Below are 14,131 nucleotides of genomic sequence, written 5' to 3' on the forward strand. Positions count from 1 at the left end.
GCTCCTTCGTCAGCATTGTCAGCCGTCCGCATCCATCGGCTCAGCCGATGATACCCAGCGGTCCTTCCGGGAACCAGCGCCGACAAATCGGGCGCCCGTTCCGGTTGAATCAGGAAGACCTGTCCTGCGACAGGTGCGCTGAACCAATGCGATTTCTATTTGAGGAGAAACACATGGCAACGCAGGCGGGGCCGCAGCCCGTGGTGGCAGCGGAACGGTCGCAAAAGCCGTCGGGTACGCTGCTGATCGGTCTTTCCCTCGGCTACTTCATGGTGTTGCTGGACCTGACGATCGTCGCGGTGGCGTTGCCCGCGATCTCCCAGAGCCTCAACGTCGGGCTGAGCGCCCTGGAATGGGTCACCAACGGTTACACCGTCACGTTCGCGGCCCTGCTGCTCACCGCGGGATGGCTGTCGGACCGGTTCGGTGGCAAACGGATCTTCCTCATCGGACTGGTCGCGTTCGGGGTGCTGTCCGGCGCCTCCGCCGCGGTGAACAGTCTCGGTGCCCTGGTGGGGCTGCGCCTGGCCCTCGGCGTCGCCGGTGCGCTGCTGCTGCCGGCCTCGCTGGCGATCATCACCAACGCGTACACCGTCCCGGCGGAACGGGCTCGCGCGGTCGGCTCGTGGGCGGCCATCACAGGTGCGGCGCTCGCTGCCGGTCCTGTCGTCGGTGGCCTGCTGACGGAGTCGGTCGGCTGGCGCGCGATCTTCCTGGTCAACGTGCCGCTCGCGCTGATCAGCCTGGTGATCACCGTGCGGCTGGCCTCGGAGACCGCCCGCAAGCCGCGCAGCGGACTCGACCTGACCGGGCAGCTCAGTGCGGTCGTCGCGCTGGCCGCGCTGGTCTACGCCCTGATCGAGGGCCCGGCCAAGGGCTGGACGGACACCGCCGTGGTGGTGGCCTTCGCCATCGCGGTCCTCGCGGCGGCGATCTTCGTCGGCGCCGAGATCCGGGCCGGGGACACGGCGATGCTGCCGCCGCGGATGTTCCAGCGGGGTGGCTTCACGGCCGCGCTGGTGGCGGGGCTGCTCGCCAACTTCGGGCTGTCCGGGCTGCTGTTCGTGCTGTCGCTGTTCTTCCAGGACAGCCGCGGATACTCCGCGTCGGTCGCCGGTCTGGCGTTCCTGCCGCTGACCATCCCGACCGCCATCAACCCGATCTTCACCGGCCGGCTGGTCGGCCGGATCGGCCCGCGCGTCCCGGCCACGATCGGTTTTGTCCTCATGGGAGTCGGCGCGCTGATCCAGGCGCCGTTCACCGGTGATTCCGGGCTCGCCCTGGCGGCCACGGTGGTGGGTCTGCTGGTGTTCGGGTTCGGCATCTCCTTCGCGCTGCCCGCCCTGGTCGCGGGTGTGGCCAGCACCGTTCCGACCGAGTTCGCCGGCATCGGCGCCGGCACGCTCAACTCGGCCCGCCAGGTCGGCGCCTCCCTCGGGGTGGCCGTCCTCGGTGTGGTCCTCAGCCAGGCCTCGTCCAACGCCTCCGGCACCCGCCTCGCGCTGATCGTCGGCGGCGTGGTGCTGCTGGCCGGTGCCTTGATCGCGGGCACCGGGCTGCGCGGGCGCACCCCCGCGTAGCGGCGGCGTAGTCGCGCGCAGCGGCGTGCGGCGGGCGGACCTGTCGTCACTGTAGGTCGTCATTCAAGGAGGAAAAGTGGCATCACCGACGTTGAGCACCCCGTCCGGGGCGCCCCGGCTGCAGCTGGACGGAGTCGATCATCTCGCCTTCGTCACCTGGAAGCCCCGCGCGACCCTGGAGTTCTACACCGAGGTGCTGGGCATGCCCCTCGTGCACGCGATCACGGCCAACGGCTGGGTCACCGAGGACTACCCGGATTTCGTGCACTTCTTCTTCGACATGGGCCGTGGCAACCGGATCGCCTTCTTCTACTACTTCGACCTGCCCGAGGAGGGCCCGCCGAGCGATCTCATGCACCGGTCCCGGCACCTCGCCTTCCACGTCGACACCGACCAGGAGCTGCTCACCTGGCGGGCCCGGCTCAAGGCGCACGGGGTGCGGGTCACCACGCCGCTGGCACACGAGCTGATCGAGTCGATCTACTTCGACGACCCGAACGGCATCCAGCTGGAGATCACCCGGCCGATGCGGGAGATGTCGGAGATCGACGCGCGCGACGCCGACCTGACCCTGCGCGCGCTGGTCGACGTCGCCGATTCGCCACGCCCGTCGGCGGAGGCGCTCTGGCAGCGCAAGGCCGAACTGATCCGCAAGGACGAGGAGGTAGAGAACTCATGACGCTCGCCGTTTATGTGCTCGACGTGCCGGAGTTCGAGCCGCTCGTGCAGACCGCCCAGGACGCCGGCATGCAGCTGCGCCGCACCGGCGACTACGTGGAGCTCAGCAGCAGCCGGCCGGAGATCACCCTGAACCGGGAAGGGACCGGCATCCGCACCGCTCTGTGGCATGCCGCGCTGACCGGCGGCCTGGACGGGCGCATCGTCGCCTTCACGTCCGAGACGATCCACCTGCAGGAGGCTGCGCGTTGAGCAGCACCGAACCGGCGCCGGCGACCCACCACCGGGTGCTGGTCGCCGGCGCCGGGCCGGCCGGACTGAGCGCCGCCCTCGCGTTACGGGCAGCGGGTATTCCCGCCACGGTGCTCGACCGGCGTGGCCCGGACACGGTCCGGCCCGGCAGCCGCGCGGCGTATCTGCACGGGGCCTCGCTGGTGGCCCTGGAGAAGCTCGCCCCGGGACTCGGCCACGAGATCGCCGGTCAGGGTCTGATGTGGTCCACGAAACGGTCGTTCTGGGCGGGTAAGGAGATCTACAGCAAGACGTACCCGCCGCTGCTGCGTGGGGGGCTGCCACCGTTCACCAGCCTTCCGCAGGTGCGCACCGAGGACCTCATGGCCGCTGCCTGCCGGGAGCGGGGCGTACGGTTCGAATGGGAAGTGGAGGTCGCCACCGCGCGGACCTCCCCGGACGGCGTCACGCTCGTGGACACCACGGGCCGGGAATGGGCGGCCGACTATGTGATCGCCGCGGACGGCTCGCGGTCGGCGCTGCGGTCCGCCGCCGGGATCGCCCTGGAGGGGCCGCGCTCCGAGCACACGTTCGTCGTGGTGGACCTGGACGACGATCCGGCGCACCCGATGCCGATCGAGCGGGTCTTCCACTACAACCATCCGCGGGCCGGCGGACGCAACGTGCTCATCGTCCCGTTCGCCGGCGGGTGGCGGGTGGACCTCAACCTGCTGCCGGGCGACGTACCCGACGATTTCACCTCGCCCGAGGGGCTGCGCCGATGGCTGGGCCGGGTGCTTCCCGGGTCCTACGGCGAGCGGGTGCGCTGGGTGTCGACCTACCGGTTCGCCCAGCAGGTGGCCGCGCGCTTCACCGACCGGCATCATCGGGTGCTGCTGACCGGCGAGGCCTCCCACCTGTTCGCGCCGTTCGGCGCCCGCGGGATGAACTCCAGCATCCCGGACGCGATCCGGGCGGTCGAGGCGGTCGACGAGGCCCTGTCGGCTCGGGGCGCCGCATCGGCCGAAGCCGCCATCAGGCGGTTCGCGGACGAGCGTAAGGCGGCCGCGGAGTACAACCGGGCCTGTGCCAGCTCGGCTCTGCACCACATGCTCGCGGACCGGCCGTCGGTGTGGTTGCGGCGCCGGACCGCGGCGGCGGTGGCAGCGGCTGGGCGCAAGGCGGGCGAGTGGCTGGACTCGGCGCCGTACGGGCCGAAGCTGACGGCGCGCCGGGCGGCCCGGACTTCCTACTGAACACTCCACTTCCCCGGGGTACCCCCGTTCCCCGGGGGAGTGGAGCCCGCCTCACGGTGCGGCGATGGGCATCTCGCCGAGGGCGGCCCGCGCGGCCGTACGAGCGGCGTCGACCATCGGCTCGCACACCGAGGGCGAGAAGGCCAGATAGACCGGGAGCGGATCCGGCGCGACCCCGAGGACACCCTCGGCCGTGGCGGGCAGCGCCGGGTGGTGCAGCTGGGCGTTGGCCGGCAGCGCCGTATAGGCGAGCCCGGCCTGCACCGATGCCCGCACCATGAGGGGATCGGTGGAGAACGGTGCCGCCTGCCAGCGGATCCTGTTCCTGGCAAGCGTTTCCAGCATCCGCAGGGTGAGCGCCGAGTGCCCGCCGACCATCGCGACCGGATACCCGGCGCCGGTCACGGCGGGTGCGTTGCCGAACCACGCGAGACGCAGCCGCCCGAGCATCTCGCACCGCGCCGTCGTGGTCCCGAGCAGGATGGCGGCGTCGAGTTCCTCCCGCTCCAGCCGATCGGCGAGCGTCGTGCTGAGCCCGGTGACGATCTCCAGCCGCATCGCCGGTCGCTCGATCGCGAACTCGGCGAGCATGGACTGCAGCCCGTCGACGAAATGCATCGAACACCCCAGCCGGAACGACTCCTCACCGCGAAGGGCCGAGAGGATGCCGAGGACCTCACTGTTCAGCAGCAGCACCCGGCGGGCGTGGGCCACCACCTCACGGCCCGCACTGGTCAGCTTCACCGGCCTGATCGTGCGTTCGAGCAGCGGCGCCTGAACAACGGACTCCAGACGCTGGATCTGCTGACTGACGGTCGGCTGCGTCACGTGCAGGGCCTGCGCGGCGCGGGAGAAACCACCTTCGTCCACCACTGCGACCAGGGCGCGCAGAAGTTTTACCTCGATATCACGTTGCATTTTTCTTGACACCTTGCCCTTGCTGAGACCCGGTCTCGTTCACGGACACGGATCTGCGGTGGCTACAAAGCGTGAACACGCGCGATTCAGGGACTCGCACCCTGGGCCCCGCACCCGGGAAAGGCCGGTGCCCTCATTGGCAACCGCTTCCCCGCCGGGACTTCTGATGGCGTCAGACCACGCCCTGATCCGGCCGTCCGACCTGCGAACTGCCTCGCGCAAACAGTCGCACCGTGCCCCCTTCGACTCGCCCCCGTGTGCGTTCCCCTGCCCATGCTGCACTATCTCCGCAGGTGAGGGAAGATCTTTGGGGTACGGGCGAATTTCCACTATGGATAATGTTTCCCCATCGGGCATACCGAGTGGTGGGTGGTATCCCGGATGTGCCGGATGGAAAGCGCTTGCCGTACGTTCCGGGCAGCGCGATTTTCTTGATCCATATTGACAATGGCGATTAACTAAAATGTAACAAAGGCATTCGTGGTGCGTTGTGGGAGCGGCCGGAGATCGACATACTGCCTCGCATGGCAGATGTGGTGGTGCTCGGGGCAGGGGCCGCGGGCCTGGCAGTGGCGGCTCAGCTCAAGGCGCGTGGGGTGGACGCCGTGGTGCTCGAGCGGGGGCCGGGCGTGGCCACCAGCTGGCGAGGACGCTACGACCGGCTGAAGCTGCACACCGTACGGCGGCTGTCCGGTCTTCCCGGTTCTGCCATTCCGCGGGGGTACGGGCGATGGGTGCGCCGTGACGACCTCGTGCGTTACCTGGAGGCGTACGCGCAGCGGTTCGGGCTCGACGTGCGGACCGGAACGGCCGTGGAGCGGATCAAGCCCGGTGCTGACGGGTGGTCGCTGCGGCTCGCGGACGGATCCGAGGAGCCGGCGCAGACCGTGATCGTCGCGACGGGTTATCTGCACACGCCGGAAGTGCCGCCGTGGCCCGGGCTGGAGACGTGGCCGGGCGAGCTGATCCACTCGGCGGCGTACCGCAACGCCGAGCCGTTCCGCGGTAAGGACGTGCTGGTCGTCGGGCCGGGCAACAGCGGCGCCGAGATCGCCACGGACCTGGCCGAGGGCGGTGCCGCCGCGGTGCGGCTCGCGATCCGCACGCCGCCGCACATCGTGCGCCGGACGACCGCGGGCTGGCCGGCGCAGCTGAACGGCGTGCTGCTGGGCTGGCTGCCCGAACGGGTCTTCAACGCGGTGGCCGCCGCGACCGCGCGGATGGAGATCCCGGACCTGCGGAAGTACGGCATCGGGCGCCCGGCCGCGGGCCTCAAGACCCGGCTGCGCACCGGGCGATACGTGCCGCTGCAGGACGTCGGCATCGTCCGTGACGTCGTGGCGGGCCGCGTGCTGCCGGTCGCCGCCGTGCAGGGCTTCGACAGGATCTCGGTGCTGCTGGCGGACGGCACGAGTGTGCAGCCGGACGTGGTCGTCGCCGCCACCGGCTACGGCACCGGGCTTCGCGAGCTGTTCGAGGACCCGTCGCTGGTCGACGAGACCGGCGTGCCGCTCGTGCACGGTGGCGCGCCCGCACGGCCGGGGCTGTATTTCATCGGGTACGACGTGACGCTCGGCGGGATGCTCCGCCAGGCGGCGATCGAGTCCCGCCGCGTCGCCCGTACCGTGAGCCGGCTGCGGAAGTAGCGGACCGTTGCATCGACTCGTGTCAGGGCCGGAGCCCGGGTGACAGCATCGGCGGCCATCGTCCCGGCCGGGGCTGGTGGCGCCACATACTTCGGTCATGAAGATCGTGGCAGCGGGTGTGGTGGCGGTCCTGGTCGTGGGGGTCGCCGGATGCGCGAACGGCAGCCCGGCAGCCCCTGATCCGGCTGTGGCCGCCGCCCCCGGATTTCCGGCGCAGGCCGCACTCGCGGTGCTCGCCGCCTTCGATCAGGCGGACTCGGTGGCGTCGGCGGCGGCTGATCCGGCCGGGTTGAAGGCGCAGGAGGTCCCGCCCTCGCTGGACGTCAGTCTTGCCGCTGCTCACCGGGCCACCCTCGCGAAGCGAACTCCACCCTCCTTCGTGCACACCCAGCCCGGGTTCGCCGTACCGGCGGGAGACGCGTCCTGTTTCCTGGTCGTGGCGTCGCTGAAGGTGACCGGCACCGAACTGCCGCTCTCCGATGTCACCCAGTTCGTCCGGCAGGAGGGCGGCGGCTGGAAGGCGAGCCACAACGTGGGCGTCGGGCAGAGCGGGGTCGCCCAGGCCCGGACGCTCGCCGGGAGCACGGCGTTGCCGAGCACCACCGCCCTCGACGACGTGCGGCGCAAGGATCTCGAGGCGGAGGTCTTCGCCCGGACCACCGCAGCGGGCAGCCCGAACCTCTCGGTACTGGCGACCAGCAACCTGCTCGACCGCCAGTTCGCCGCGGGGTGGGAGGTCTACCAGCAGCAGCTCGGCGGTGCCGGGATGACCGCCGCGCGGGAGTTGCGCGAGGCGCAGTGGTCGCAGTGCGCCGCGCGTACCGATGCGGGGGTCTTCGCGTTTCTCACTCTCCGCGCCGCGGACACCGTCTCCGGGAGCAAGGGCAAGCCGGCCGTGCTGGCGCCGCAGAGTCCCGACCTTGCCGGGCTGGGCCGGACCGGGCCGGTCAGCGCTTCCCGCATCGTCATCTCGCGGGTGCAGGTGTTCCTGCTCTTCGTGCCCGCCGCCGCTGGGCAGCCGGCCACGTTGCTGGGCCTGACCGACGCGCCCACCGCCCTCAGCACGAGTTGACGGACGCTCCGCCGCGGGGCCGAGGACGGCTGAATGTCATGCCATTCGCGGATCGCGGCCCGAGGTCTGTCCACAATGAACGCCCCGGGGAGAGGAAGAGAGCCGATGCGGCTTCCAAGGGTCCGAGCGGATCATCTGCCGGTCCGGCTGGCCGGCCCGGCGGGTGACTACCTCGTCGTGGTGGGCGAGACGCGGCATCTGCTGGTGGAGGACCCGATCGCGGCCGAACTGGCCGGCCTGCTCGACGGTGCGACGGAGACCACGCAGCTCGTCGAGGCACTGGCCGGCCGATATCCGCGACGTGACGTGGCGGCGGCGCTGCGCAGGCTGATCCGGCTCGGGCTGGTTGCCGACGGCGCCACCACCGCACCGGTCGAGGTCGCCGCCGCGTGGGATGCCCGGGGTGTCGACCCGGACGCGGCCCAGCAGTCCTGGGACGTCTCCCTCGTGGATGCCGGAGCCCCTGATTTCGCGCTGGTCGAGAGCAACCTGCTGGGACTCGGCGTGAAGGTCACGCAGGCCGCCGGGCCGATCGTGGTCGTCGCCGCCGGTCTCACCGATGGGCGCCTCGACGCCTTCAACCGGGCCCGGCTCGCCGACGGGCAGGGCTGGACGCTGATGCGTCCGCACGGGTCCACCCTGCTGCTCGGCCCGCACTTCCTTCCCGGGGAGACGGGCTGCTGGGACTGCCTGCGGGTGCGGTGGACGGAGAACACGCCGGTCATCGCGTACCTGGACAGCCTGCGCCCGCTGGAGCCCCCGGCCGACCCGGCCAGGGCGAGCATCCCGGCGACCGTGGCGATCGCGGCCGGGATGCTCGCCGCCGAGCTGCCGGTCCTGGCGATGACCGGGCGGTCGCCGCGGCTGACCGGGCGGCTCGTCACCTTCGACACCGTCACGCTCACCGGGGAGGGCCATGATCTGGTCCGGCAGCCGCACTGCCCGTCCTGCGGCAGCCCGCCGGAGCCGGGTGGCCGGATCGTCCTGGAACCCACCCCGGTGGTGGTGTCGGCGGACGGCGGCTCCCGGTCGACCGGCGCCGAGGAGATGTATCGGCGCCTTGCCCACCATGTGGACCGCTGTCTGGGGGTGGTGACCCGGCTCGAACCGATGGAGGACTACCGCAACGGGCTCACCTACAGCTTCGGGGCCGGGCACAACTTCGCGCTGGCCCGGGGGCCGGCGATGCTGCGGACCAACCTGCGCGGACTCTCCGGGGGCAAGGGGCGCACCGAGGTGCAGGCGAAGGTGTCCGCCATCGGGGAAGCGGTCGAGCGCTACTGCGGGGTCTGGCGCGGTGATCGTACGACGGAGAACGCCGCCTGGCCGGACCTGCCCGGTGCCGTGCCCCCGCGCGACCTGCTGCTCTTCTCCGATGCCCAGTACGCCGCCCGCGAACAGCGGGGCCATTTCCATCGAGTGCCCCGGCAGCTCGCCGACGACCAGCCGATCGAGTGGACTCTTGCCTGGTCGCTCACCCACGACGAACCGCGGCACCTGCCCGCCGCCTACTGCTGGTACGGCCACCCGGACCTGACCCGCCTCGACGTCTGCGGCGCCGACTCCAACGGTTGCGCGGCCGGTGCGACGCTGCCCGAGGCGATCTCGCAGGGCTTCTGCGAGCTCGTCGAGCGCGACAGCGTGGCACTGTGGTGGTATCACCGGTCACGGATGCCCGGGGTGGATCTCGCCTCGTTCGAGGATCCGTGGATCGACGGGCTCACCGGGTTCTACCGGCGCGAGCTGGGGCGGGCGCTGTGGGCGCTCGACCTGACCGCGGATCTGGGCATCCCGGCCTTCGCCGCGATCTCCCCGCGGCTGGACCGGGCGGTGGAGGACGTCCTGGTCGGGTTCGGGGCTCACCCGGACCCCGCCGTCGCGCTCGGCCGGGCGCTCGCCGAGGTCAACCAGTTCCTGCCGATGGTGGCCCGCTCGTCCGGCGGGCGGACCCGGTACGCCGTCCAGGACCGGGAGACCCTCGACTGGTTCACCACCGTACGCGTCGCCGACCAGCCCTGGCTGCGGCCGTCGGACGCCCCGATGACCACCGCCACGACCCATGCCGACCTGTCCAGCGGTGACGCCGCCGCGGACGTGAAGCGCTTCGTCGATCTCGCCGCAGGTGCCGGGCTCGACGTCATCGTGCTCGACCAGTCCCGGCCCGACCTGGAACTCAGCGTGGCCCGCGTGGTCGTGCCCGGGTTGCGGCACTTCTGGCGGCGGCTGGGGCCGGGGCGGCTGTGGGACGTCCCCGTCCGGCTCGGGCGTACGGGGCCGGCCGGCGACGAGACGGCGATGAATCCGCTCAGCGTGTTCTTCTGAAAGGAACGGCGATGGTCCTTGCCCAGGTACCCGTGAACCGCCAGACAACCGTGGTCGAGGCACTTCGCCTGCGCAGGGATGCGACCCTGGCCGCCTCCGACGGGGGCGTGCTGACATTGCGGCAGAGCCGGTTCGAGCTGGTGATGACCCGGCCGGGCGTCGGGCGCAGGGCTCTGCTGCTGCGCCTCGCCGACCACTGGGTCAGCCACCTCGACGCCACCCGGCTGGTGGCGGAGATCGAGGGCGAGGCCCAGATCATGCCGGCCCAGGTGCTGCTGCGCCGCCTCGTGCTGAACTGCTGGCTCGACCGCCGCCTGCTGTTGCCGGACCGGCCGTTGCTGGAGGTCATGCCGAAGGGGCTCGGCCGGTGGGGAGCGGAGACGCAGCGCCGCCATCAGCCCGGGGAGGCGTACAAGGTGTCGCGGTTCGTGTCGTTGCGCGGCGAGGACGGGAGGATGGTCGCGCAGTCACCGCTGTCCACCATCGCGATCGGGCTGCCCGACCGGCGGGTGCTCGGCGCGTTGAACGACGCGGTGGGACAGGACGGCTGTGACAGCGCCACGTTCGGCGCCGCGGCGGGTCTCGACGAGACCACCGCGGGCCGGCTGCTCGACGAGCTGCTCACCGCCGGGGTGATCGTCGCCATCGCCGATCAGCGGGCCGAGAGCACGCAGCCACCGCAGGCACTCTGGTCGGCTGAGGACCTCGGCCTGCACGGCCGGTCCCGGCCCGGGCGGCATGCCCTGCCCATCGGCGGGACGTACCGCTTCGCCGGCAGCTTCCCGGCCGAGCCGTTACGCGCCACATTCCCCGGACGGCCGGTGGTGCCGCTCCCGGTGCCCGATCCGATCCGGATCTCCGGCTCGGATCCGTCGTTCTCGGCGGTGCTCGACGCGCGCCGCACGATCCGCGATCACGACACGGAGCACCCGATCACCCTGGACCAGCTCGCCGAGTTCCTGTTCCGGGTGCAGCACACCACCGACATCCGGGAGCTGGACGGGTACGAGGTGGGCCGGCGCCCGTACCCCACCGGCGGCGGCATGTGCGAGCTGGAGCTGTACCCGATGGTCACCCGGTGCGAGGGCCTGGCGGGCGGGCTCTACCACTACGACAGTGTCGAGCATCGCCTCGAACTGGTCGCCGAGCACGACGCGAATGCCGACCGCCTGCTGGACTACGCCAGCGCCGCCGCCGCCATCCGGCAGCCGCCGCAGGTGCAGCTGGTGGTCACCGCCCGGATCCGTCGTCTCATGTGGAAGTACGAGGGACTCGGGTACGCGCTGATCCTCAAGAACGCCGGCCTGCTCACCGAGCTGATGTACCTGGTCGCCGCGGCGATGGGCCTCGCACCCTGCGCTCTGGGCGCGGGTGACTCGGCTGCGTTCGCCGCACTCGCCGGCCTGGACCCGCTGGTCGAGCCGAGCGTCGCCGACTTCCTGCTGGGCTCGAGGGCCGCCGCATGATGTTCCGGCGGCAGGCGCTGCGCCGGCTGGAGGCGCCGGAGGAGCTCGACGAGGTGGTCCGGCTGGCCACCGTGCCGGGGTGGCTGCTCACCATCGCGCTGCTGGTCACCACGGGTACGGCCGGCGCGTGGGCGGTTCTCGGCACCGTCGAGCGTACGGTCCGGGCCGTCGGGGTGCTGGTGCACTCCAACGGCGTCTCAGGGCTCGACGCCACGTCCAGCGGGCAGATCGTCAAGGTGTGGACCGCGGCCAACGTACGGATCACGAAGGGCACACCCATCTACAGCGCCCAGCGCTCCGACGGGACCGTGCAGACCGTCGCGGCGCCGTGGGACGCGTACGTGGTCAGCCTCGCCATCAACGAGGGGCAGCTCGTGCAGCCCGGCACCCGGGTCGCCGAGATGGAACGGCTCGACACCCCCGGCGACGCGTTGCAGGCGGTGGTCTTCGTCCCGGCCCGCTCGGCGCCGTTGCTGCGGATCGGGAACACGGTCGCCGTCGCCGCGGCCGCCGCACCGTCGCCGGTCTTCGGCACGATGGTCGGCGTCGTCACGTCGGTCGGTGCGTTCCCGGAGACCCCGGAGTCGCTGCGGGCCTTCCTCGGCGGCGGACCCGACGTGCAGTCCCTGCTCGGTGGCGGCAGCGTGGTGCGGGTCGTGGTCCCGCTCACCACCGATACCGCGTCGCCGAGCGGGCTGGCGTGGACGAAGGCGTCACCACCCTTCCAGCTCAACTCGACCAGCGAGATCTCAGCCGTGTTCACCATCGCCCGGGAGCACCCGATCTCCTGGCTGCTCGGATGAGCGCCCCGGCGGCTGCGGCGCGCCCGTCCACCCGGCGCGTCCGCACACCCACGGTGATCCAGATGGAGGCCGTCGAGTGCGGGGCGGCGTCGCTCGGCATCGTGCTCGCCCACTTCGGACGGCACGTCCCGCTCGAGGAGTTGCGCCAGACCTGCGGGGTCAGCCGGGACGGGTCGACGGCGGTGAGCGTGCTCAAGGCCGCACGGACGTACGGGCTGGAAGCCAAGGGTTTCCAGATGGACGTCGGCGCGCTGGCCAGGACCGACCTGCCCGTGATCCTGTTCTGGCGGTTCGCCCACTTCCTGGTGCTGGAGGGGTTCGGGCGCCGGGTGCACCTCAACGACCCGGCCACCGGGCCACGCACCACCAGCTGGGAGGACTTCGACGGCTCGTACACCGGGGTGGCCCTGACCCTGCGCCCGGGGCCGGACTTCCGGCGTGGCGGCTCCCGGTACAGCGTCTTCCGGGCGCTCGGCGCGCGGTGGCGCAACCTCGGCTCGATCCTGCCGCAGGCTCTGCTGCTCGGCATCGTGATCGCGCTCGTCGGCCTCACCATGCCCGCGATGACCACGGTTTTCGTCGACCGGGTGCTGCTCGGGGACGGTCACGGAGCCCTGACCGGTCTGGTCCTGGCCATGGCCGTCGCGGTCGTGCTGACCCTGCTCGCCGGGCTGCTGCAACAGCGGCTACTGGTACGGGCGGAGGCCGCCGTCGCGCTGGGCAGCGCGGCCCGCTTCATGCGCCATCTGCTCAGGATGCCGCTGTCGTTCTTCGATCAGCGCCAAGCGGCCGATCTGACCAACCGGGTCCGCAGCAACGACACCGTCGCCGCGCTTTTCACCCGCCGGGTCGCGGTCACCGTCGTGGATCTGCTGCTGATCATCACGTACGGGCTCCTGCTCTGCCGCTACGACGTCGTGCTCGGGCTCTGCGCGGTCGCGTTCTCGGGCGTCAACGTGGCGGTGCTGCGCTACGTGTCGGCACAGCGCACCAGCGCCGTCGCCGGGATGGCCGCCGACCGGGGCAAACTGTTCGGCACCGTCTACACGACCATTCAGATGATCGAGTCGATCAAGGCGGCGGGGGAGGAGCAGAAGGGGTTCCAGCGCTTCGCCTCCCGGGGCGCGGCCGTCATCGCCGGTCAGCAGAAGCTCGGCGTGCCGACCGCCGCTCTTGCCGTCGTCCCGGCGGTGATCGCGTCGCTCAACACCGCGGTGCTGCTCAGCGTCGGTAGTTACCGCGTGCTGGCCGGCAGCCTCTCCGTCGGGATCCTGCTCGCCATGCAGGGGCTCACCGCGATGATGAACCGGCCGGTTGCGGGTCTCACCGCGCTGGGTTCGCAGCTGCAGGACATGAGCGCCGATCTGAGCCGGCTGCGGGACGTGGAGAACTACCCCCTGCCCGCACCGGTCGCGCCGCGCGGCGAGTTCGCGCCGATGGAGGGTCACCTGCGCCTGCGCGGGGTGACGTTCGGGTACAACCCGCTGGCCGCACCGCTCGTGGAACGTTTCGATCTGGACGTGGCGCCCGGTGCCCGGGTCGCGCTCGTCGGTGGCTCGGGCAGCGGCAAGTCGACGGTGGGGCGGCTCGTGGCCGGGCTGTACGAGCCGTGGTCCGGTGAGATCACGGTCGACGGCCGGCGGCGCGACGACATCGACCCGGACCTGTGGGCGGCCACCGTCGCGCTGGTCGACCAGGATCAGTTGCTGTTCGAGGGCACGGTCCGGGACAACATCACGCTGTGGGACCCGACCGTCCCCGACGAGGTGGTCATCGAGGCGCTCACCGACGCCGGTCTGTACGCCGAGGTGGCCTGCCGTCCGGGCGGCCTGGCCAGCCGGGTGACGGAAGGTGCCAAGAACTTCTCCGGCGGTCAGCGCCAGCGTCTGGAGATCGCGCGGGCCCTGGTACGCCAGCCGAGCGTCCTCATCCTGGACGAGGCGACCAGCGCGCTGGACGCGGAGACCGAACGGCTGATCGACCACAACCTGCGCCGGCGCGGAGCCACCTGCCTCGTGGTGGCGCACCGGCTCTCGACCATCCGCGACGCCGATCTGATCGTGGTGCTCGACCGCGGCGGCGAGGCCGAGCGTGGCAGCCACGAGGAACTGATGGCAGCCGACGGGATCTACGCGGGTCTGGTCCGCGACCAGTAGGGG

11 protein-coding genes are annotated in these 14,131 nt (G+C 71.4%); 10 read left to right on the forward strand and 1 reads right to left on the reverse strand.

Translation table 11 applies throughout. The annotated features are described in order from the left end of the window. Positions 1 to 173 precede the first annotated feature (173 nt). The 4 genes from Ahu01nite_RS30970 (at position 174) to Ahu01nite_RS30985 (ending at position 3,745) form a co-directional block, all read left to right on the forward strand. Complete coding sequence (locus Ahu01nite_RS30970) at positions 174 to 1,580, forward strand: MFS transporter (RefSeq protein WP_239159273.1); 1,407 nt, start codon at positions 174 to 176, stop codon at positions 1,578 to 1,580. A 76-nt stretch (positions 1,581 to 1,656) separates the two neighbouring features. Next, positions 1,657 to 2,259 (forward strand): VOC family protein, encoded by a 603-nt coding sequence (locus Ahu01nite_RS30975; protein ID WP_203840199.1) that lies wholly within the window; start codon positions 1,657 to 1,659, stop codon positions 2,257 to 2,259. Further along, positions 2,256 to 2,510: a hypothetical protein gene (locus Ahu01nite_RS30980; RefSeq protein ID WP_203840200.1), complete on the forward strand. Its 255-nt coding sequence runs from the start codon at positions 2,256 to 2,258 to the stop codon at positions 2,508 to 2,510. Before Ahu01nite_RS30975 ends, Ahu01nite_RS30980 begins: the two co-directional genes overlap by 4 nt. After that, positions 2,507 to 3,745, forward strand: a complete 1,239-nt coding sequence (locus Ahu01nite_RS30985) for an FAD-dependent monooxygenase (RefSeq protein ID WP_203840201.1) — start codon at positions 2,507 to 2,509, stop codon at positions 3,743 to 3,745. Before Ahu01nite_RS30980 ends, Ahu01nite_RS30985 begins: the two co-directional genes overlap by 4 nt. A gap of 51 nt (positions 3,746 to 3,796) precedes the next feature. Here the strand turns inward: Ahu01nite_RS30985 and Ahu01nite_RS30990 are convergent, their stop codons facing one another. Further along, positions 3,797 to 4,663: a LysR family transcriptional regulator gene (locus Ahu01nite_RS30990; protein WP_203840202.1), complete on the reverse strand. Its 867-nt coding sequence runs from the start codon at positions 4,661 to 4,663 to the stop codon at positions 3,797 to 3,799. Between the two features lie 524 nt (positions 4,664 to 5,187). On the opposite strand from Ahu01nite_RS30990, the gene Ahu01nite_RS30995 reads away from it, so the two are divergent. From Ahu01nite_RS30995 to Ahu01nite_RS31020, 6 genes are all read left to right on the forward strand, one after another. Further along, on the forward strand, positions 5,188 to 6,309 hold the full coding sequence (locus Ahu01nite_RS30995; protein ID WP_239159274.1) for a flavin-containing monooxygenase: 1,122 nt from the start codon (positions 5,188 to 5,190) through the stop codon (positions 6,307 to 6,309). Positions 6,310 to 6,406: 97 nt separating this feature from the next. After that, on the forward strand, positions 6,407 to 7,381 hold the full coding sequence (locus Ahu01nite_RS31000; RefSeq protein ID WP_203840203.1) for a hypothetical protein: 975 nt from the start codon (positions 6,407 to 6,409) through the stop codon (positions 7,379 to 7,381). Positions 7,382 to 7,486: 105 nt separating this feature from the next. Then, on the forward strand, positions 7,487 to 9,703 hold the full coding sequence (locus tag Ahu01nite_RS31005; protein WP_203840204.1) for a TOMM precursor leader peptide-binding protein: 2,217 nt from the start codon (positions 7,487 to 7,489) through the stop codon (positions 9,701 to 9,703). Between the two features lie 11 nt (positions 9,704 to 9,714). Further along, positions 9,715 to 11,169, forward strand: coding sequence for a SagB/ThcOx family dehydrogenase (locus Ahu01nite_RS31010; protein ID WP_203840205.1), 1,455 nt, complete (start codon positions 9,715 to 9,717; stop codon positions 11,167 to 11,169). After that, positions 11,166 to 11,972, forward strand: coding sequence for an HlyD family efflux transporter periplasmic adaptor subunit (locus Ahu01nite_RS31015; protein ID WP_203840206.1), 807 nt, complete (start codon positions 11,166 to 11,168; stop codon positions 11,970 to 11,972). The genes Ahu01nite_RS31010 and Ahu01nite_RS31015 overlap by 4 nt, the downstream gene beginning before the upstream one ends. Beyond that, positions 11,969 to 14,128, forward strand: coding sequence for an NHLP family bacteriocin export ABC transporter peptidase/permease/ATPase subunit (locus Ahu01nite_RS31020; protein WP_203840207.1), 2,160 nt, complete (start codon positions 11,969 to 11,971; stop codon positions 14,126 to 14,128). The genes Ahu01nite_RS31015 and Ahu01nite_RS31020 overlap by 4 nt, the downstream gene beginning before the upstream one ends. Positions 14,129 to 14,131: the final 3 nt, after the last annotated feature.

Source organism: Winogradskya humida, assembly GCF_016862215.1.
In the GTDB taxonomy this organism is placed as follows: Bacteria; Actinomycetota; Actinomycetes; order Mycobacteriales; family Micromonosporaceae; genus Actinoplanes; species Actinoplanes humidus.